General features: G+C 32.4%; 22 protein-coding genes and 1 riboswitch. Of the genes, 21 read left to right on the top strand and 1 reads right to left on the bottom strand.

All coding sequences use genetic code 11. The features are described from left to right. Positions 1 to 46: 46 nt before the first annotated feature. Positions 47 to 847 (top strand): CsxC family protein, encoded by an 801-nt coding sequence (locus TCEL_RS01130; RefSeq protein WP_018660277.1) that lies wholly within the window; start codon positions 47 to 49, stop codon positions 845 to 847. A gap of 40 nt (positions 848 to 887) precedes the next feature. Here the strand turns inward: TCEL_RS01130 and TCEL_RS01135 are convergent, their stop codons facing one another. Then, on the bottom strand, positions 888 to 1,658 hold the full coding sequence (locus TCEL_RS01135) for a DUF7852 domain-containing protein (protein WP_018660278.1): 771 nt from the start codon (positions 1,656 to 1,658) through the stop codon (positions 888 to 890). A 112-nt stretch (positions 1,659 to 1,770) separates the two neighbouring features. On the opposite strand from TCEL_RS01135, the gene TCEL_RS01140 reads away from it, so the two are divergent. The 20 genes from TCEL_RS01140 (at position 1,771) to TCEL_RS01235 (ending at position 18,935) form a co-directional block, all read left to right on the top strand. After that, on the top strand, positions 1,771 to 3,726 hold the full coding sequence (locus TCEL_RS01140; protein ID WP_018660279.1) for a molybdopterin-containing oxidoreductase family protein: 1,956 nt from the start codon (positions 1,771 to 1,773) through the stop codon (positions 3,724 to 3,726). Positions 3,727 to 3,737: 11 nt separating this feature from the next. Then, positions 3,738 to 4,745 (top strand): asparaginase, encoded by a 1,008-nt coding sequence (locus tag TCEL_RS01145; protein ID WP_018660280.1) that lies wholly within the window; start codon positions 3,738 to 3,740, stop codon positions 4,743 to 4,745. Positions 4,746 to 4,813: 68 nt separating this feature from the next. Continuing rightward, positions 4,814 to 4,984: riboswitch (cobalamin riboswitch) on the top strand. A gap of 161 nt (positions 4,985 to 5,145) precedes the next feature. Further along, positions 5,146 to 6,225 carry a nicotinate-nucleotide--dimethylbenzimidazole phosphoribosyltransferase gene (gene cobT / locus TCEL_RS01150; protein ID WP_018660281.1) on the top strand — a complete coding sequence of 360 codons (1,080 nt, stop codon included), beginning with the start codon at positions 5,146 to 5,148 and terminating at the stop codon, positions 6,223 to 6,225. Next, positions 6,222 to 6,758 (top strand): bifunctional adenosylcobinamide kinase/adenosylcobinamide-phosphate guanylyltransferase, encoded by a 537-nt coding sequence (gene cobU, locus TCEL_RS01155; protein WP_018660282.1) that lies wholly within the window; start codon positions 6,222 to 6,224, stop codon positions 6,756 to 6,758. Before cobT ends, cobU begins: the two co-directional genes overlap by 4 nt. After that, complete coding sequence (gene cobS / locus TCEL_RS01160; protein WP_018660283.1) at positions 6,755 to 7,489, top strand: adenosylcobinamide-GDP ribazoletransferase; 735 nt, start codon at positions 6,755 to 6,757, stop codon at positions 7,487 to 7,489. The genes cobU and cobS overlap by 4 nt, the downstream gene beginning before the upstream one ends. A gap of 8 nt (positions 7,490 to 7,497) precedes the next feature. Further along, positions 7,498 to 8,070 (top strand): histidine phosphatase family protein, encoded by a 573-nt coding sequence (locus tag TCEL_RS01165; RefSeq protein WP_018660284.1) that lies wholly within the window; start codon positions 7,498 to 7,500, stop codon positions 8,068 to 8,070. Then, positions 8,071 to 8,772 carry an energy-coupling factor ABC transporter permease gene (locus TCEL_RS01170; protein WP_018660285.1) on the top strand — a complete coding sequence of 234 codons (702 nt, stop codon included), beginning with the start codon at positions 8,071 to 8,073 and terminating at the stop codon, positions 8,770 to 8,772. Next, positions 8,772 to 9,047 carry an energy-coupling factor ABC transporter substrate-binding protein gene (locus tag TCEL_RS01175; RefSeq protein ID WP_018660286.1) on the top strand — a complete coding sequence of 92 codons (276 nt, stop codon included), beginning with the start codon at positions 8,772 to 8,774 and terminating at the stop codon, positions 9,045 to 9,047. Before TCEL_RS01170 ends, TCEL_RS01175 begins: the two co-directional genes overlap by 1 nt. Next, complete coding sequence (locus TCEL_RS01180; protein ID WP_018660287.1) at positions 9,031 to 9,717, top strand: energy-coupling factor transporter transmembrane component T family protein; 687 nt, start codon at positions 9,031 to 9,033, stop codon at positions 9,715 to 9,717. The genes TCEL_RS01175 and TCEL_RS01180 overlap by 17 nt, the downstream gene beginning before the upstream one ends. Before the next feature lie 20 nt (positions 9,718 to 9,737). Continuing rightward, positions 9,738 to 11,162, top strand: a complete 1,425-nt coding sequence (locus TCEL_RS01185) for a cobyric acid synthase (RefSeq protein ID WP_018660289.1) — start codon at positions 9,738 to 9,740, stop codon at positions 11,160 to 11,162. Next, entirely contained in the window at positions 11,159 to 12,085 is a 927-nt protein-coding gene (cbiB, locus tag TCEL_RS01190) for an adenosylcobinamide-phosphate synthase CbiB (protein WP_040683703.1), read from the top strand. The genes TCEL_RS01185 and cbiB overlap by 4 nt, the downstream gene beginning before the upstream one ends. Beyond that, on the top strand, positions 12,082 to 13,092 hold the full coding sequence (locus TCEL_RS01195; protein WP_018660293.1) for a pyridoxal phosphate-dependent aminotransferase: 1,011 nt from the start codon (positions 12,082 to 12,084) through the stop codon (positions 13,090 to 13,092). The genes cbiB and TCEL_RS01195 overlap by 4 nt, the downstream gene beginning before the upstream one ends. Continuing rightward, a complete protein-coding gene (locus tag TCEL_RS01200) occupies positions 13,085 to 13,927 on the top strand; it encodes a GHMP family kinase ATP-binding protein (RefSeq protein ID WP_018660296.1) in 843 nt (280 codons plus the stop codon). The genes TCEL_RS01195 and TCEL_RS01200 overlap by 8 nt, the downstream gene beginning before the upstream one ends. Further along, entirely contained in the window at positions 13,887 to 15,209 is a 1,323-nt protein-coding gene (locus TCEL_RS01205) for a cobyrinic acid a,c-diamide synthase CobB (protein WP_242823430.1), read from the top strand. Before TCEL_RS01200 ends, TCEL_RS01205 begins: the two co-directional genes overlap by 41 nt. Then, a complete protein-coding gene (locus tag TCEL_RS01210) occupies positions 15,206 to 15,571 on the top strand; it encodes a sirohydrochlorin chelatase (protein ID WP_018660299.1) in 366 nt (121 codons plus the stop codon). Before TCEL_RS01205 ends, TCEL_RS01210 begins: the two co-directional genes overlap by 4 nt. Further along, entirely contained in the window at positions 15,562 to 16,173 is a 612-nt protein-coding gene (locus TCEL_RS01215) for a precorrin-8X methylmutase (protein WP_018660301.1), read from the top strand. Before TCEL_RS01210 ends, TCEL_RS01215 begins: the two co-directional genes overlap by 10 nt. A gap of 1 nt (position 16,174) precedes the next feature. Beyond that, entirely contained in the window at positions 16,175 to 17,239 is a 1,065-nt protein-coding gene (cbiD, locus tag TCEL_RS01220) for a cobalt-precorrin-5B (C(1))-methyltransferase CbiD (RefSeq protein WP_018660303.1), read from the top strand. After that, positions 17,211 to 17,774: a precorrin-6y C5,15-methyltransferase (decarboxylating) subunit CbiE gene (gene cbiE, locus TCEL_RS01225; RefSeq protein ID WP_018660305.1), complete on the top strand. Its 564-nt coding sequence runs from the start codon at positions 17,211 to 17,213 to the stop codon at positions 17,772 to 17,774. The genes cbiD and cbiE overlap by 29 nt, the downstream gene beginning before the upstream one ends. Beyond that, complete coding sequence (cbiT, locus tag TCEL_RS01230) at positions 17,764 to 18,294, top strand: precorrin-6Y C5,15-methyltransferase (decarboxylating) subunit CbiT (protein WP_018660307.1); 531 nt, start codon at positions 17,764 to 17,766, stop codon at positions 18,292 to 18,294. Before cbiE ends, cbiT begins: the two co-directional genes overlap by 11 nt. After that, positions 18,291 to 18,935 carry a precorrin-2 C(20)-methyltransferase gene (locus TCEL_RS01235; RefSeq protein WP_018660310.1) on the top strand — a complete coding sequence of 215 codons (645 nt, stop codon included), beginning with the start codon at positions 18,291 to 18,293 and terminating at the stop codon, positions 18,933 to 18,935. Before cbiT ends, TCEL_RS01235 begins: the two co-directional genes overlap by 4 nt. Positions 18,936 to 18,937: the final 2 nt, after the last annotated feature.

The raw sequence follows: 18,937 nt of genomic DNA on the forward strand, positions 1-18,937 counted from the left end.
AAATCTGGCATAATATGGAGTAGGAAAAATAAGAGGGGGCCATAATATGCCAGATATTAGAAATAATAATGTTACTATTGATGTAAAACCTGAAGAAGCAAGGGGAACTTGTAATCCAACACAACCTCAACAGACAATTGAAGTGACAAAATCAGATACTAAATGTTTGTGCAAAAACTATCAGTATGGAAGAAAGAAATACGTTAAAATACCAGTAGTTTTAGCAGAATTTACAGTTCAAATAGATACAGAAGTAGATATAACTCTTCCAGAGGATGCAATAGATATAAAGTTTATAGATAAAAATGTATATCTAACTCAATGCCACTTAATTCCAGGAACAAACAAGGTATATCTTGCAGGTTTTGTAAGAAAGAATATTGTATATTCAACCTTAGGAGGAGTTGCAGGAAAAGGTATTGCAGGAGATATTAGACATGCAACATTGAATGTTCCATTTGATTGCGTAACAGAAGTATGTTTTGAAAAGTATCCAAAAATATATTCAACTCCTCCAAAAAAGGAAGTAGAATTCCTAGATTGCAAAAAATGTGGTAAGAATGATAAAGAAGATAACTATAAACATGTAGAAGTATTTAATGAAAGAGTATACTGCGAATTAGAGAATGCTTATATCTATGAAACAGATATTAAGCTTGACTCTAGACCAGTTAGGGGATTTGAAACTGAAGAAGTATTTAGAAAGATAAAAGAAAAAATGGTTATCTATATTACAATTAAGCTTCTCCAAAATCAACAGGTATGCTGGGATGGATATAAGGCATTAGATGATGAAGAGGAACCAAGATTTGATGAACTAAAGGTTGAATTTGAAGATGCTAAGTAATGAAATATGGCTTAAGGTGTTATCACCTTAAGCCATATTTTTATCCTAAACAATCCTTTTGAATACACACAACTTGATTTTGCATAAGCCTTAGATGAAGATTGAGAACTATTTTTTCCTTCATCCTATAGAAGCAGTCCTGTCCCTTTATATTTTCAACAGGTACTATATCTTCACGACACATCAGTTCATTTATTTTATATTTAATTATTTCACATACGATGTTTTGGTTGAAATATCCTTTATCCTCACATACAAAGTGGTATTCAAGGGGGATAAACTTTTGTTCCTTATTAGCTTTTATCTCAGGTGGATTTATATAGCTTATTTCAGTTGTGCATTCAAATGGAACGATGTATGTTAAATATCTAATATTACCACTTGAGCCCTTTGAGTTTTGACATCTTGCAGAAGCATATTCTAATACCTTTTTGATAACTCCGCGTATAAAAACCTTTTTAGTTCCAGGTATTAATTTACATTCTTTAAGCTGAAGTGTTTTTTTAGATGCCTTTATGCATACAACAGGCTCACAAAATCTAACAGAATTTTCAAGCTGTAGGCATATCTTAAATTGGCTTATAACAACAGGTACATTAATATATTTTACATCATTACAGCAGGGTTCTTCAGGATCATTTTTGCATTCAGGAATATTTTTTGAGCTAATAAGTATTGAATCGCAATCATCTTGACTGCCTCTAGATAGTTCGTCACTTTCTATTTGTTCTGTATCCTCTAATATATCTACTGTTAAATTAGGCTCTTCTTTAACATTTAATTCTTCATTCTTCTTGGATTTGCTGCTCATTTAACCACCCTAAATTAAACTTCATTTTATATTATGTTTATTAAAAAAGAATGGTTACTAAATATTTTAGTTGATGTATAATTTTAGTAGAGTAGTTTTTGGAGGGGATTAAATGAAGTTTAAAGCAGTATGTCCAAGGGATTGTTATGGAGGATGCTCCTTGATTTTAGAGGTTGAGGCAGGAAGGATTGTAAAGATTGAAGGAGATAAAGAAAATAGGGCAACAGAAGGCATAATATGTAGAAAAGGTTTTGAATATATAAGTAGAAATTATGGTAGAAATAGGCTAAAGAAGGCATTAAAGAGGGTTGGAGACAAGGGAAAAGGTGAGTTTAAGGAAATTAGCATAGAAGAGGCACTGGATGAAGTTGCAAAACGTATAATGGAGGTACAAGAAAAAGATCCTCTATCATTTTTATTCTACAAGGGTGCAGGTGAACTTGGAACAGCATCAAGGGTGTACAATAATTTCATAAATCAGCTTAAAGGATATACTTATGTTTATGGAGATCTATGTTCTGCTGCTGGCCTTGAGGCTCTAAAGTTAACCTATGGGAGTGTAGAACATAATGCACCATGGGATTTAGAAAAATCAAAGCTAATAGTTATATGGGGTAAAAATCCAGCCAATACAAATATACAGGAGTTAGTACATATAAAAAGGGCAAAGGAGAAGGGAGCAAAGGTTGTTTTAATAGATATAAGAAGAAGTGAGACAGCAAAATATGCAGATTTAGTTATAACACCTGAAGTTGGGACTGATTTGGCTCTTGCAATGGCAATACACAACTACATAATACAAAATAACAAATATGATGTGAATTTTGTTAATAATTATACATATGGATTTAATGAATTTAAACTGGAGGTACAAAAATACAGCTTAGAATATGCACAAGAGGTAACAAAGGTTCCAAAGGAAAAGATAGTAGAAGTTGCAGAGTTAATTTCAAATATAAAGCCCTTTACATTAATCTGTGGGTTTGGTATACAAAGACAAATACAAGGAGGCCAAACAGTACGAGCTCTTTCACTCCTACCTGCACTTGTTGGAAGTGTTGGAATTGAAGGTGGAGGTTTTAGATATTCAAATCATACAAGGCCAAGGCTAAACCTAAAGACAATTAAGCCAATTAAAAATACTAGAGGAATAAATGTGGTGAATATGGGACAAGCAATAAAAGATAAGGGTATAAAGTGTATGCTTATTCAGGCAGCAAACCCTGTTATGTCAAACCCAAACTCAAATGCCTTAAGGGAGGCACTTAAGGAAATTGAATTTTTAGTATGTATTGACACAGTGGTTTCAGAAACAGCAAAATATGCAGATATAATATTGCCTGCGGCAGCAACATTTGAATACTATGATGTTTTAAGATCGTATTGGCATCCATACATTATGCTTCATGAAAAAGTAGTTGAGCCACTAGGAGATTCAATACATGAGAGCAGAATATATAGAGAACTTGCAGATAGAATGGGGCTTAATAAAGATTTAATTCCTGAAAACAATTTAGAATTTATAGAGGAAGTGCTTAAGTATTCAAAAATAAATGTGAGTATTGATACATTAAGAAAAGGTCCATATTTAACAGAGGATTATTGTGAAGTTGTATATAAAGATTTAAAGTTTAACACTCCATCTGGAAAGATAGAATTTAAGGTAGATGGAATGAAAAAGTGGGGAGAAAATGAATTGCCAATCTATAAAGAGTTTGATGAAGTAGGGCCCTTTAAATTAATTTCTATTCATAGTAGAGATGTGACAAATTCACAATATTTGAATATACCATCAATATTAGATACTATGGAGGAGCCCTATGCCTATATAAACAAAGATGATGCAGATAGGTTAGGTATAAATCATGGTGAAAAAATGATTATATTTAATAGTTTATCAAGTATAACTTTAAGGGCAAAGACTACCTATGATGTTAGAAGGGAACATGTAGTTGTACCATTTGGACAAAATATAGATTTAAATTCTTTAATAGAAGGCAGAAATACAGACATTGGACTGTGTACAGCATTTCATAACATAGGTGTTAATATAAAAAAGTTTGAATAGGGGGTAATTTAATGTCAGAGATATTTGTTGAGGTGACAAGAGGGCCATTAGTTGAATGTATTCATAGAGGAGATGCTGTTGTTGTAGATTATAGGGGTAGGGTTTTAGCCTATTCTGGTGATGCTTATAAAGTAACGTATATACGTTCAGCAGCAAAGCCAATACAGACAATGAATGTTATATTATCTGGTGCTGCAGATAAGTTTAAGTTTACAGATAAAGAATTGGCAATAATGTGTGCATCTCACTATGGAGAAGATTTTCATGTTAAAACCTTAAGTGAGATGCTAAATAAGATAAATATAAAAAAAGAAGCGCTTTTATGTGGAGAAACCTATTCGATAAATCAAGCCTATAGACAAAAGCAGCTAAAGGAAAATCATCAGATTACTACTTTAAATTGCGATTGTTCAGGAAAACATATAGGAGTTATTGCAACCTGTCTTCATAAAGGATATGGCCTTATAGATTACAACACAAAGGAACACCCAGTTCAAAGGGATACATTGGAAGTTGTTGCAAATGTTTGTGATATCGATAAGGAAAAGATAATATTAGGCGTTGACGGATGCAGTGTACCTGTATTTGGAATGCCACTTTACAATATGGCATTAGGCTATGCAAGAATGGTTACTGGATATGGCCTAAATGATGATTATAAAGCTGCAGCAGAAAGGATATATAATTCTATGGTATCATATCCTGAAATGGTAGCAGGTACTAATGGTTTTTGTACAGAGCTTATGAAGGCAGCAGATGGCAAATTGATAGGGAAGCTTGGGGCAGAGGCTGTATACTGCATTGGTGTTAAGGATTTAGGAATAGGTATTGCAGTTAAAATAGAGGATGGAAACTATAGAGCTCTTTATCCTGCAGTTATGAAGATATTAGAGGATATGAAAATATTAAATTATTCCGAAATAAGTAGGTTATCAAACTTCAAAAACCCACCAAATCTAAATAATAAAGGTGTTAAGGTTGGAGAGATTAGAGCAGTTGTGGATTTAAAAAAATTATAAATAAAAAATAAAAATTTCTAAAAATTGTTGAAAAAATATGAAAGCATAGTATAAAATAATATTGAAAAGTGAATATATGCGTCAAAGGTGCTATTTAATAGCTTAATAGGGAAAGTGGTGAAAATCCACTGCAGCCCCCGCTACTGTAGACGGAGACGAATCCTAACCACTGGGAAACTGGGAAGGTAGGAGGAGGATGACCCGTGAGCCAGGAGACCTGCCTTTGATGTGCTAATCCTTCGGAGGGAAGGGAATGGCAAAGCGTAAACGATAGCCTGCCCTTTTGCAGGCTTTTTTATTTGGTAAGTCCATACATTATATGGGATTTATTAGTATTAAAAATAAAAGCTTCCATTTCCTTGGAGGCTTTTTTATTTTACATAGATTAAGGAGGACTAATATGGAACTTTTAAAAAGCAGTTTGCACCAAATAAAACCATTATATGAAGACAAAATTCAAGAGGCTTGGCAGAGGATTGATAATTTAACAAAACCTATAGGGAGCCTTGGAACTATAGAGAAAATAGCAGCAAAGATATCAGGAATAACAGGAAATTTAGTTAATGATTTTAGGAAAAACATTGTGATTATGTGTGCAGATAATGGTGTTGTAGAAGAAGGAGTAAGTGCATGTCCTAAGGAAATCACAAAAATAGTTACACAGAATTTTACAAGAGGAATAACGGGTGTATGTGTATTTGCTGATATGGTACAGGCTGATTTAACGGTAGTAGACATTGGAGTAGATGCAGAATTTAATAACCCTAAAATTATAAACAAAAAGATTATGTGGGGTACTAAAAACATGGCAAAGGAACCAGCTATGGAGTATAAGGAGGCAGTAAGGGCAATTGAAGTTGGTATAGAGATTGTGGATGAGCTTGTAAAAAAGGGGTACAACCTTATAGGAACAGGAGAGATGGGTATAGGAAATACAACAACATCAGCAGCAGTTTTATGTGCACTATCAAACCTTGAGGCTGAGGTTGTTGTTGGAAAAGGAGCTGGACTAACAGATGAACAGCATAAACACAAAATAGAAGTTGTAAAAAAGGCACTTTACATAAACAGACCAAATACTAAAGACCCAATTGATGTTTTATCTAAGGTTGGAGGGCTTGATATAGCAGGTTTATGTGGTTGTTTTATAGGTGCAGCTAAAAATAGAGTGCCAATTGTAATAGATGGATTTATATCCTCAGCAGCAGCCCTATGTGCAGTTAGATTAAATCCACTTATAAAAGACTATATTTTTCCATCTCATTTATCAGCAGAACCTGGTGCAAGATATATGATGAAGGAGATAGGACTTGAACCTATGGTTAATTTAAATATGAGATTAGGTGAGGGTTCGGGCTGTCCATTTGCCTTTTTTATAATAGAAGCTTCTCAAAAGATGATGAGGGATATGGGAAGTTTTGAGGATGCAAATATAGTAAATGATTTTCTTATAGATATAAGAGAGGAGAAGGCAATATGATAACGCTTATAACAGGTGGGGTAAGGTCTGGTAAGAGCAGTTTTGCAGAAGGAATGTTTAGTGGTAAGGAGGATGTTGTTTATATAGCAACGGCAGTTGTAGAGGATGAGGAGATGAAGGAGAGGGTAAGGCTGCATAGATTAAGAAGACCAGATATTTGGAGGACCTTTGAGGGATATAAGGGTTTAAAGTATGCAGTAGGAGATGAAAAAAACTATCTTTTAGACTGTGTAACTAATTTGATTTCAAATATTATGTTTGAAAGGACGGCAGGGCTTGAGTATATAGATGATATAGCAAAAAAGGATGTGGAGGATGCAGTAATAGATGAGTTAAATAGACTAACTGAAGAAGTAAGAAAAAAAGAGGGTAACTTAGTCTTAGTTACAAATGAGGTTGGGTATTCTATAGTTCCAGAAAACAATGTGGCAAGAGCCTTTAGAGATATACAGGGAAGAGTAAATGTTAGACTTGGCAGCCTATGTGATGAAGTTTATTTAGTAGTATGTGGTATTCCAATTAAAATAAAATGATTAAATCTTTAATATTAACTCTTCAGTTTTTAACAAGGCTGCCAATACCAGTTTCAACAGAAGTTGATAAAAAGACTTTAGCAAGAGGAACCTTTTTCTATCCCTATATAGGTGTACTTATAGGCTCATTGAGCTATATTTCTTATTATTTGCTATATAGAGTGGATAATCAAATAGCAGCACTTTTTATAGTTTTATCCATAATAGCAATAACAGGAGGGTTTCATCTTGATGGTTTATCCGACACCTGTGATGGTTTTTTCTCCTCAAGAAGTAGAGAAAGAATAATTGAAATAATGAAGGACTCAAGGGTAGGAGTGTTTGGAGTTATTGCAGTTGTATTTGATATTTTAATAAAGTTCATAGTTCTATCTAAAATTTCATATAAATATATGTTTTTTACCCTTATATTTTCTCTTGCCTTTGCAAGATTAACTGCTGCCTTTATGTTTACCTTTGGTAAAAGTGCAAAGAAGGAAGGCCTAGGTGCACAAATCACACAAAACAGGTCTGAATTTTACTATATTTTGTCAGTATCAAGCTTTATGCCTATTGCATTTTGGTTTTTAGGTTATGTTTCACTATATATATTTTTTATTGATTTAGCCTTTGCAATACTTTTGATGTTAAAGTCCTATAATACGATAGATGGATTAACAGGGGATATTTATGGTGCCTGTATAGAAATATGTGAGATAATAGGCTTTTTTATAATGTTTTTAAAGTTTTGAGGTGAGATATGCTTAATTTGTATCTTTTAAGGCACGGAAGTGTAGAGGGAAATGAGCTAAAAAAGTATATAGGAAGAAAGGATGAGGAATTATCGGAGCTTGGGCATAAACAGGCAGAAGAAATAAGTAAAAAAAATAACGTTAAATTTAAAAGAATAATATCAAGTCCCCTTAAAAGATGTAGGCAGACAGCAGCCTATTTTGGGGATTTTGAAGTTGATGAAAGGCTCTTTGAACTAAATTTTGGCATATTTGAGGATAAAGACTATACACAAATCCAAAGGGAGTTTAAAGATGAATATGATGTTTGGTGTAGGGATTATAAAAACTATAAGATTCCACAGGGTGAGAGCCTTATGGAGCTTTTTAGAAGGGTAGAAGAGTTTTTACAGGATATAAAAAAGGAAGAGGGAGATATTTTGGTTGTAACCTCGGGTGGAGTAATACGTTGTATTCTGTCTTTAGTATTTGATAGCTATGACTATTTTTATAAATTTCAAGTTGAGAATTGTAGTATGTCTATAATAACAACCTATGATGGTTGTTATTGGTATATAAAAAGATTAAATGGAGGGGTTTAAATGAAAAATAAAAAACTTATTCTTTTTCTTATTTTAATTTTGTTACCTAAATGTGCCTATGCAATGCACATAGGAGAAGGATTTTTGCCACCCTTTTGGGCAGCTCTCTACTACATATTAATGCTTCCATTTGTAATAAAGGGTGCAATTAAAATTAAAAGGGCAGACAATAAGGATGTAAAGATGTTAATGGCACTCTCTGGAGCCTTTATATTTCTTTTATCAGCCTTAAAACTTCCATCTGTTACAGGTTCTTGTTCTCATCCTACAGGAACTGGACTTGCAGCAATATTATTTGGCCCCTTTGTAACATCATTTTTGTCTATGATAGTTCTTATATTTCAAGCATTGCTTTTAGCCCACGGTGGGATAACGACCCTTGGTGCAAATACCTTTTCAATGGGAGTTGTAGGTCCCTTTGTAGCATTTATAATTTATAAATTCTTAAAAAATAAAAATAAAAGTTTAGCAGTATTTTTAGCAGCATTCTTTGGAGATTTTACAACCTATATTATTACATCTATACAGCTTGCACTTGCCTTTAATAAGGCAGGTTTTATAGGTGCATTCATAAAATTTGTTTCAATATTTGCAATAACACAAATTCCACTTGCAATAATGGAGGGAATACTGACAGTTGTAATTTTTGAATATATAGAAAGACACTCATCAGAAGAGATGAAGATTTTGGAGGTGAAATAATGAAGAGAAGGAATATATTTTTACTTTCCCTTTGTGCTCTTTTGGTTGTTATATCTCTTTTCATAGGCTCAAGGGGAGGTGAATTTGGAGGAGCAGATGATTTGATTGAAGAGAAGATTGTTGAGATAGATGGCAATTATAAGCCTTGGTTTAGTTCAATATGGGAACCACCTTCAGGAGAAATTGAAAGCCTTTTATTTGCTCTACAGGCAGGACTTGGTGCATATTTTATAGGTTATTATGTAGGAAGGAAGAAGAATGTTAAAGAGTGTTGATATGTACTCAAGAAATAGCAGTGCCAGATACATACATCCAGTGGAGAAGTTTATATTTTGTGTATTTTCTATTGTAATAATAAGCTCCTGTGAAAATATAAAAGTAATGTTTCTAAACTTAATTTTTATGATACTTCTTCACCTTTATTTTAAAACTCCAAAAAAATTAGTATTTAAATATATTTTAGGAATAATAGTTTTTTCTATTGTATCTGGTGCTGTTTATTCCTTTGAAATGGGAATAGATTTTTTTAGGGTTATTCTTTTAAGAAGCTTTTTATCCTCCTTAATATTAACTTTGTTTATTTTTACCACTCCTATTGATGATATTTTAGGATGTTTAAAAAGGGTTTCAATTTTAAAGGACACAGCAGAAATTATGGAGATGATGTTTAGGTTTTTATTTGTTCTTGAGGATGAAATGATGCTTATAAATAAATCAATGAAGTCAAGATGTGGTTTCTTAGGTATAAAGGCAAAGATAGAGGATACAGGTAGGCTCTCTGCGGTTCTTTTTATAAATACCTTAAAGAGATACAAAGAAATAAAGGATGCATTAAATACAAGATGCTATATAGGTAGAAGCTCAAATTTGAGGAATTTTAGTTTTAGTTTTAAAAGATTAGCCTTAATACTTATATATTTATCTTTTTTGTTACTTTTATCTTAATAAGTTTTAGGAGTGATTTTATGAAGATAATGATTCAGGGAACATCATCATCCTGTGGTAAAAGTTTAACAGCTGCAGCACTATGTAGGATATTTTATAAGGATGGATATAGTGTTTGTCCCTTTAAGTCTCAAAATATGTCCCTCAATTCCTTTGTAACAATAGAAGGATATGAGATGGGAAGGGCTCAGGCTCTTCAGGCCTTTGCTGCAAATATTGAACCTAAGGTTTATATGAATCCCATTTTATTAAAGCCTACAACAGACCACAAAAGTCAAGTCATTTTTATGGGAAAACCAATTTCTAATATGGGAGCAAAGGAGTATTTTGATTTTAAACCACGTTTAAAGAACAAAGTATATGAAATTTATAAAGAGATTGAAGATAAGTATGATGTGGTTGTTATAGAGGGGGCTGGAAGTCCTGCAGAGATTAACTTAAAGAAAGATGATTTTGTAAATATGGGTATGGCAGAGTTGGCAGATAGCAATGTAATACTTGTGGCAGATATAGATAGAGGAGGAGTATTTGCCCAAATATATGGTACATATATGCTTCTTAATAAGAAGGAGAGAAGAAGAATAAAGGGAGTTATTATAAATAAATTTCGAGGAGATAAATCACTGCTCGAGCCTGGAATAAAGATGCTAGAGGAGCTTATACCAGTTAAGGTTATTGGTGTCGTACCATATTTTGAGTTTAACTTAGATGATGAGGATAGTGCATCAGGTTTTAAAAACTTTTTAAGAGAAGGAATAAATGTAGCTGTAGTTAGGCTACCTAAAATATCAAATTTTACTGATTTTGATGCCTTTAAGTTTGAGGAGGATGTAACGTTAAAATTCATATCAAGACCAGAGGAGATGGCAGGTTCTGATATGGTTATTATTCCAGGAAGTAAAAATACAATATCTGATTTAAGATGGCTAAAGCAAAAGGGGTTTGAACAAGCAATAAAAAATTTTGATGGAATTGTATTTGGTATATGTGGTGGATACCAAATGATGGGAAAAGAGCTAGTCGATGAAGAAGGAGTAGAAGTCCAAAAGGGAGAATATGAGGATGGACTTGGTATATTTGAAACAAAAACAGTATTTTTAAAGGAAAAGAGACTTGAGAGAGTAGAAGGCACAGCCTTTTCCAATAGAGTTTATGGATATGAAATACATATGGGATTAACAGTAAATAATAAAAATCCCTTTGTATATTTAAAAGATAGGTTAGATGGAGATTATAAAGAAGACAGATTTTATGGAACCTATGTTCACGGAATTTTTGATTCAGGAGAGTTTAGAAGTTATATATTAAACAAAATAAGAAGAAAAAAGGGATTAGAGGAAAAAAGTTCGTTAGATTTAAATGAGATAAGAAGCAGGGAGCTTGATAGGCTTGAGGAAATCTTCAGGGAAAATGTTGATATTGAGTATATATATAGTCTACTATGATGGATTTAATACTTGCATTTGTATTAGATTTAATTTTAGGTGACCCAGAAGATGTTCCTCATCCTGTGAAGTTAATGGGAAAGATTATATCCATAGAGGAGAAGGTTTCAAGAAGGCTTTTTAAAGGAAATATGCTCTATTTTGCAGGTTTTTTGATTGTATTTTTTAACGTAATAATTGCCTTTTTTATACCTCTTTATATTTTAAATTTATTAAAACCATATAAAGTAATCTATCACATAGTAAATACTTACCTACTCTATACTACAATTGCAGCAAGATGCCTCTCAGATGAAGCAAATAAGGTTTATAATGCTTTAAAGGAATCTTTAGAAAGTGCAAGACTTAGACTTTCATATATTGTTGGACGTGATACTAAAAATTTAAAGGAAGAAGAAATTGTACGTGCAACAGTAGAAACTGTAGCAGAAAATACTTCAGATGGAGTAATAGCACCTCTTTTTTATGCAAGCATATATGGGGCACCACTAGCCCTTTGTTATAAGATGATAAATACAATGGATTCTATGCTTGGATATAAAAATGAGAGATTTAAAAGGATAGGATTTTTTCCTGCAAAAACTGATGATATAGCAAACTTTATTCCTGCAAGGTTAACAGGGCTACTTATGGTCTTATCCAACCCTAAATATATAAAAAGGTCCTTTAGGATTATGATTAGGGATAGAAAAAATCATAAAAGTCCAAACTGTGCATATCCAGAGGGAGCAGCTGCAGGAATACTTGGAGTTCAACTTGGAGGGAGTAATTATTATTTTGGTGAACTTGTTGAAAAACCAACTATAGGGGATAGGTTAAGGCCACTTCAGAGGGATGACGTAAAGAAAAGTATAGTGATTATGTATAAAACAGAGATTTTATATATAGTCTTATTTACAGTAGTTTGGTGGTGTTTAAGATGAGGCACGGAGGATGTATATATCAATTTAATAAAGAAAGGATAATAGATTTTTCAAGTAATATAAATCCAATGAGATATGATATAAACATTGATTTTAAAGATGCATATATTTATCCAGACTTAGAATATAGAGAATTAAAGGAGGCAGTAGCAGAATATTTAGGATGCAAAAAAGAAAATGTTGTTTTAGGAAATGGCGCTGTAGAGATTATAGATGCCTTTATTTGTGCATTTAAAAGGATTGTTGTATGTATTCCTTGCTTTAGTGAATACATAGAAAGGGCAGTTATTAGAGAAAAGGATATTTTAAAGATACCACTTGATGAAAATTTTAATGTTGATGTAAATAGGTTTAAGGATTTAAAGAGAGGAGACCTATTAATTCTTGGAAACCCTAATAATCCAACTGGTTTGAGGATACCAAAAGATATTCTTTTAGAAATATATGAAATCTGTACTAAAAGAGATGTTTTTCTTCTTTTAGATGAGGCCTTTTATGAGTTTTCTTGCGACTATGACAGTATAGAGCTTTTAAAAGATAAGAGCAATGTGGCAATAATAAGGGCTGCTACAAAGTTCTTTTCTCTTCCTGGTATAAGACTTGGATATGCTTATGTTTCGATAGATATTAAAGAAAAGATAGATAAATTACTTCTTCCTTGGAATGTAAATTCCTTTGCAAATGCATTGGCACTTAAATTCTTAAGAGATAGAGAGTATTTAAGAGTTTCTAAAGAGTATATTGAAAAAGAGAGAAGATATATGCTTATGGAGTTACGGAGCATTGAGAATATAGTTGCATATAATACGCATTCAAATTTTATATTGATAAAGCTATTAAAACACAATGAAGAGGAAATTTTTAGAAGAATGTTAGAAAAAGGGATATTAATAAGAAAGTGTTCAAGTTTTGAGGGATTAGATGAAAGGTATATAAGAATTGCCATAAAGGATAGAGAGAAGAATGATATTTTTTTAAAGGCATTTAGGGAGGCAATATATGATTAGTGCTGTAGCCTATGGCAGTTTAGGAGAGGTTCTGCAGGGAAACTATAATGGAGTTGATGTTCTTTGTTCTTTTCCAGTAAATCTTTATACAAGAGTCTATCTTTTAAAGCAAGATGGTTATATAGATGATAATATAAAGACCTATTCTTTTATAAAAGAAATTTCAAAAATATGGAAAATAGAATTAAATTATAAAGTCTCAATAGAGTCTAATATACCCAAGATGAAGGGGTTTGCAAGCAGTACAGCAGATATACTTGCAGCCTATCTAGCACTTATAAAGGAACATAGAAGGCAATTTGACATAGATGAATTTGTAAAGGCATCAATAAATGTAGAACCAACTGACAGTATAATCTTTAGTAATGCTACATTGTTTGATTATAAAACGGGTAATTTTAGGATGAGTCTTGGAGAATATTTTAAATTCTACTGTATTTGTTTTGAGGGGAAAGAGGGTGTAGATACCTTGAGATTCAATAGGGAAGTAAAGGTGCCTTTAGAAAGGGTTGATGATTTAGTCCCTATTTTAAAGGAGGCAGTAAAGGAAAAATCAACGGAGAAGTTATCCTATGTTTCAACAGAGAGTATAAAGAGAAATCAAAGGCGGCTCTCCTATACTTATTTAGATGATATTTTAAAACTATGTAGATGCTGCGATGGTTATGGTATTATAGGTGCCCATAGCGGTAATATGCTATCAATTATTTATGATGATAGGGAAAAGAGGGATTTTTATTTAAAGAGGATTTCATCTAATATAAAATTTTATCCCCTTGAAACACTTGGAAAGGATGAACTATATGAAAGCATTAATGATATCAGCATTAAATAGTGGTAGTGGAAAAACTCTTTTTACAGCAGGACTTATAAAACTTTTATCAGATTTAGGATTTGATATTCTTCCTGTAAAGGTAGGCCCAGATTATATAGATACACAATATCTTTCTCAAGCTGCAGGTTGTATGGCTCAAAACATTGATTTTCACCTTCAAGGGAGAGAAGGGGCAAAGGAGTGCCTATTTATTGAGAAAAAAGACTATGCAGTAATTGAGGGGGCTATGGGATATTTTGATGGTATATATAATACCTATACTAATTCAAGTTTTGATATTTCAAGGGAGTTAAATATAAATGTTATTCTTTTATATACACCAAAGGGCGAGATGTTCTCTATGATACCAAAGATTAAGGGAGCAGTTGATTTTTCAGGAGGAAGAATAAAGGGGATTATCTTAAATAAAACCAGTAAGAAGATTTATGACCTAATAAAACCAAAGTTAGAGGAATATGTTGGAATTAGAGTTTTAGGATTTATAGAGGATGATGAGGGGTTAGTAGTAAAATCAAGACACCTTGGCTTAGTTCAAAGTGGGGAGGTCTACAATTCTTCTTTAATTATAGAAAAGATGGCAAATAAAATTAGGGAAAATATAGATTTAGATTATTTAATTAGCCTTTTTAATGATGTTTTATATAAAACAAATTTGGAATTTAAAAAAAGAAGGATAGATGTTTGTATTTTAAGGGATATAGCCTTTTCCTTTTACTATAGAGAAAATATTTTGTTTTTAGAAAAATGTTGTAATGTACAATATGTATCTCCTTTAAGGGATTATTGTATTCCAAAATGTGATTTTTTATATATAGGTGGTGGATATCCAGAGGTTTTTAAGTCAGAGCTTGCAATAAATAAAACTATGAAGAAAGCAATTAAAGAATATGCAGAAAGTGGTGGATACATATATGCAGAATGTGGAGGTCTTATGTATTTAACTAAAGAGATAGAGGGAGAAGAGATGGTTGGAGTATTTAATGGAAGGGCTAGGATGACAAATAAGCTACAAAACTTTGGATATGTGGATATGTGTTTAAACGAAGAATTTTTAATTGGAGATAAATATGATAAGTTTACAGGACATGAATTCCACAGGTCAATTATAGATATAGAAGATAAAAGATATGTCGAGGTAAAAAAAACAATGGGAGAAGCTACATGGAAGTGTGGTTATAGGTATAAAAATGTTTGTGCTATGTATCCACACATAAGCTTTGTTGGAAATATAGAGGGTTTTAATAAAATGTTAGACAAGATAGAAGGGAGTAAAGAAGTATGAAGGCGATTTTGTTAGTAGGACATGGAAGTAGAGCAAAGGAGGCAAAGGAGGTTTTTATAAAAGTATCAAGGGAGCTTTCTAATAGGATAGATAAAAAAGTTTATATAGCCTTTATGGAAAATGCTAATCCAAGTATTGAGGATGCCTTTTTGAAGATGAAGGAGGAAGGAATAGAGGAGGTAGACGTACTTCCATACTTCTTATTTGAGGGAATACATATTAAGGAGGACATACCAGATATATTAAGGAATATGAAGGATGAGTTTGATATTGAAATAGTTTTTAAAAGACCGATTGAGTATCATAGTTTAATTGTTGATATATTGATAGACAGATTAAAGGGGGAAGGAATTTGTATTTGAAAAATCCAACTGAGATAGAGAAAAAAAGTTTTGAAATAATAGGCGGAAATTTAAAGGGACTTTTTAAAGATAAGGAATTAAAAGTTGTTATGAGGATGATACATACAACAGGAGACTATGACTATGAAAATATTGTAGTTTTTAAAAATAATCCAGTAGAGAGTGGGCTTCAAACACTAAAGAAGGGAACAAAGATATTTACAGATACAAGGATGGCCTATTCTGGCATAAACAAAAGAAAATTAAAGGAGCTATCTTGTGAGATTGATTGTTTTATAGATAGTGAAGAAACGTTTAAAAGAGCAAAGGAAGAGGATATAACACGTTCAATGGCTTCAGTTGACATAGCAGTGGGTTTAGGCTATGAAGTTTTTGTTATAGGAAATGCTCCAACTGCACTTTTTAGGTTGATTGAACATATAAATAAAGGAAATATAAAACCTAATCTTGTAATTGGGGTTCCAGTTGGTTTTGTTGGGGCAGAGGAATCAAAGGAAGAACTTAGAAAAGTTGAAGTACCTCAGATTACGACGGTAGGTACAAAGGGTGGAAGTAATGTTGCTGCAGCTATATTAAATTCAATTATATATATGGTGGGATAGTATGTTTGAGTTTGTCTATGGGAAAAGATTAAGATGTGGATATACAACAGGAAGCTGTGCACAGGCAGCAACTTTAGGATGTATATACCTTTTAAAGGGAATTAAACTTGATGAGGTTAAGATAGAAACAAAATCAGGAGTAAAACTTAATATAAATTTATATGGACATAGAATTGATGATGGATGGGCAACCTGCTATGCAATTAAGGATGCAGGTGATGATATGGATGTTACAGATGGAATGAAGATATATGTAAAGTTAAAGGAGAGGGATGATGATAAGGTTTTAATAGATGGTGGAGTTGGAATAGGAAGATTTGTTGAGGATACCCCCTATGGTAAAAAGGGAGAGGCAGCAATAAACAAAATTCCAAGAGAGATGATTGAAAAGGTGATAAGAAAGTTTTTAAGGGGAGCAGATGTCTTGGTTTATGCTCCAGATGGAGAGAAAATTGCAAAAAAAACCTTCAATAGCAGATTGAAAATAGAAGGTGGAATTTCTATTCTTGGAACAACAGGAATAGTAAAGCCTATGTCAAATGAGGCACTTTTAAAGACAATTTTTATGGAATTAGAAATAAAAAGAAAAACAGGGGATGAAATTGTTTTGTGTTTTGGAAATCATGGAGAGGAGTTTGCTTTAAAAAAAGGATTAGGAGAAGGTGTAATTATATCTAATTTTGTAGGTGAATCGTTGCAGTATGCGAAAATATTAGGATTTAAAAGGGTAACATTGGTGGGACATGTTGGCAAATTATGCAAAGTAAGTATAGGTGCCTTTAATACCCATAGCCACATATCAGATTTGAGGATGGAGTCCTTTGTGTATTATCTTGCTAAAAATCATATTGATTATGAGGTAATTGATAAAGTAGATAAAATGACAACAGCTGAGGAGGTTGTGTGTTTTTTAGTGGATAATGGGTATAACTTTGTTATTTTGGATATGTTAAATGGAGCAATTTTTAAGATAAAGAGACTTTTAGGGGATGATTTTAATATAAGGATTGTAATGTATACATTTAGAGGTGATGTATTTGATAGTTGTTGGGATAGGACCAGGTAATCTAAGGTATGCAAGTCTTGAGGCAGTTGAAAGGATTAAAAATTCAAATAAGGTTGTAGCATTTAAAAGGGTTGCAAAGGATTTGGAAGAGATATGTACACCTATTATTATAAAATCATTAGATGAACTTTTAAATTATAAGGATGCTTGTTTTGTAGCATCGGGAGACCCCTGTCTTTATGGTGTTTTAGAGTATCTTATAAAAAACAACATAGAGGTAGAGGAGGTTGTTTCATCTATTTCATCTGTTCAGTATATGTTTTCTAAAATAAAAAGAAGCTGGTCAAATGCAAAAATCATAAGTCTTCACGGCAGAGATTTTGAGGATATAAATTCAGGTGTGTATGCAATTTTTACCGATAGAATTAATTCACCTAGTTCTATTTCTAAAAAACTATTTGAAATGGGTAAAAGGGGACGAATTTTTGTAGGATACAACCTATCTTACCCTGATGAGAAAATAGTAGAGGGAAAAATTGGAGATTGCTTTAGAGAATTTTCAGATTTAAGTGTGGTGATTTGTTATGTGGATTAGGGATGAAGAGTTTATTCGTTCAAGGGTGCCTATGACTAAGTTTGAAACAAGAGTAGTATCTTTAGCACTCCTTGATATTAAAGAGGGAGATGTTCTTTTAGACATAGGTGCAGGTACAGGAAGTATTTCAATACAGGCAAGTAAATTAGGTGCAAAGGTTATTTCAATAGAAAAGGATATGGAGGCTATAGATATTATTAAAAGGAATATAGAAAAGTTTAATGTTGATATAAGGGTAATAAACAAAAGAGCAGAGGAGGTTATTTTAGATTTAGATTTTGATAAATGTTTTATAGGTGGAACAGATGGAAATATAGAAGAAATATTAAACCTTGTAGATAGGAGGCTAAAAAGGGGAGGTATAATAGTAGCTAATTTTATTACAAACAAGTATATCAAAATGCTTGAAGGTTTAGGTAATTATAATTTAGAAGTTAAGCTTATAAATATAGCAAATTTTGATGGAATTATGTTTAGAGCAAATAATCCTGTGTTTATTGTAAAGGCGGTGAAAAGTTGAAACTTATAGGAATTGGAGTAGGGCCTGGAGATTTTGAACTTTTGACTCTAAAGGCAGTTAAAGAAATAGAAGGGGCAGCGTATATATTTATTCCTGAATCAAAGGGTAAGTCTATTGCCTATGAGATAGCAAAACCTATTTTAAAAAATAGGCAAAATATTGTTTTTCTTGATATTCCAATGGGATGTAGTAGGGATGTATATAGAAGCTGTGCACAAAGGATAATGGAGGTTTCTAGGGATAAAACATCAGTATTTTTGACATTAGGTGACCCAAATGTTTACAGTACTTTTACCTATACAGCAGAGGAGATAAAAAAAATGGGTGGTGAGGCTTATACAATATCTGGAATACCATCCTTTATTGCTGCTTCATCTGCTATAGGAGTCCCTCTCTTAAAAAAGGGTGAAAAAATGATTGTTTGTGACTCGGTTGAAGGACTTTCATTAGAAAATATTGATACGGTAGTTGTTTTAAAAACAGTAGATAAAGAGAAAATATTAGATTTTTTTGAAGAGAGGGGATTTAAATATTTTTATATAAGAAGATGCACTCAAAAAGATGAGTTGATTTTAACAAATAGGCAAGAAATATTAATGGATACAGACTATCTTTCAATGATTGTGGCAAGAAGGAGATGATT

It is taken from the genome of Thermobrachium celere DSM 8682 (genome assembly GCF_000430995.1).
Taxonomy (GTDB): Bacteria; Bacillota; Clostridia; order Clostridiales; family Caloramatoraceae; genus Thermobrachium; species Thermobrachium celere.

Excerpts from the sequence above, each read along its gene's own strand:
- TCEL_RS01130 (WP_018660277.1), top strand. The coding sequence starts at position 47 with ATGCCAGATATTAGAAATAATAATGTTACTATTGATGTAAAACCTGAA.
- TCEL_RS01135 (WP_018660278.1), bottom strand. The coding sequence starts at position 1,658 with ATGAGCAGCAAATCCAAGAAGAATGAAGAATTAAATGTTAAAGAAGAG.
- TCEL_RS01140 (WP_018660279.1), top strand. The coding sequence starts at position 1,771 with ATGAAGTTTAAAGCAGTATGTCCAAGGGATTGTTATGGAGGATGCTCC.
- TCEL_RS01145 (WP_018660280.1), top strand. The coding sequence starts at position 3,738 with ATGTCAGAGATATTTGTTGAGGTGACAAGAGGGCCATTAGTTGAATGT.
- cobT (WP_018660281.1), top strand. The coding sequence starts at position 5,146 with ATGGAACTTTTAAAAAGCAGTTTGCACCAAATAAAACCATTATATGAA.
- cobU (WP_018660282.1), top strand. The coding sequence starts at position 6,222 with ATGATAACGCTTATAACAGGTGGGGTAAGGTCTGGTAAGAGCAGTTTT.
- cobS (WP_018660283.1), top strand. The coding sequence starts at position 6,755 with ATGATTAAATCTTTAATATTAACTCTTCAGTTTTTAACAAGGCTGCCA.
- TCEL_RS01165 (WP_018660284.1), top strand. The coding sequence starts at position 7,498 with ATGCTTAATTTGTATCTTTTAAGGCACGGAAGTGTAGAGGGAAATGAG.
- TCEL_RS01170 (WP_018660285.1), top strand. The coding sequence starts at position 8,071 with ATGAAAAATAAAAAACTTATTCTTTTTCTTATTTTAATTTTGTTACCT.
- TCEL_RS01175 (WP_018660286.1), top strand. The coding sequence starts at position 8,772 with ATGAAGAGAAGGAATATATTTTTACTTTCCCTTTGTGCTCTTTTGGTT.
- TCEL_RS01180 (WP_018660287.1), top strand. The coding sequence starts at position 9,031 with ATGTTAAAGAGTGTTGATATGTACTCAAGAAATAGCAGTGCCAGATAC.
- TCEL_RS01185 (WP_018660289.1), top strand. The coding sequence starts at position 9,738 with ATGAAGATAATGATTCAGGGAACATCATCATCCTGTGGTAAAAGTTTA.
- cbiB (WP_040683703.1), top strand. The coding sequence starts at position 11,159 with ATGATGGATTTAATACTTGCATTTGTATTAGATTTAATTTTAGGTGAC.
- TCEL_RS01195 (WP_018660293.1), top strand. The coding sequence starts at position 12,082 with ATGAGGCACGGAGGATGTATATATCAATTTAATAAAGAAAGGATAATA.
- TCEL_RS01200 (WP_018660296.1), top strand. The coding sequence starts at position 13,085 with ATGATTAGTGCTGTAGCCTATGGCAGTTTAGGAGAGGTTCTGCAGGGA.
- TCEL_RS01205 (WP_242823430.1), top strand. The coding sequence starts at position 13,887 with ATGAACTATATGAAAGCATTAATGATATCAGCATTAAATAGTGGTAGT.
- TCEL_RS01210 (WP_018660299.1), top strand. The coding sequence starts at position 15,206 with ATGAAGGCGATTTTGTTAGTAGGACATGGAAGTAGAGCAAAGGAGGCA.
- cbiD (WP_018660303.1), top strand. The coding sequence starts at position 16,175 with ATGTTTGAGTTTGTCTATGGGAAAAGATTAAGATGTGGATATACAACA.
- cbiT (WP_018660307.1), top strand. The coding sequence starts at position 17,764 with ATGTGGATTAGGGATGAAGAGTTTATTCGTTCAAGGGTGCCTATGACT.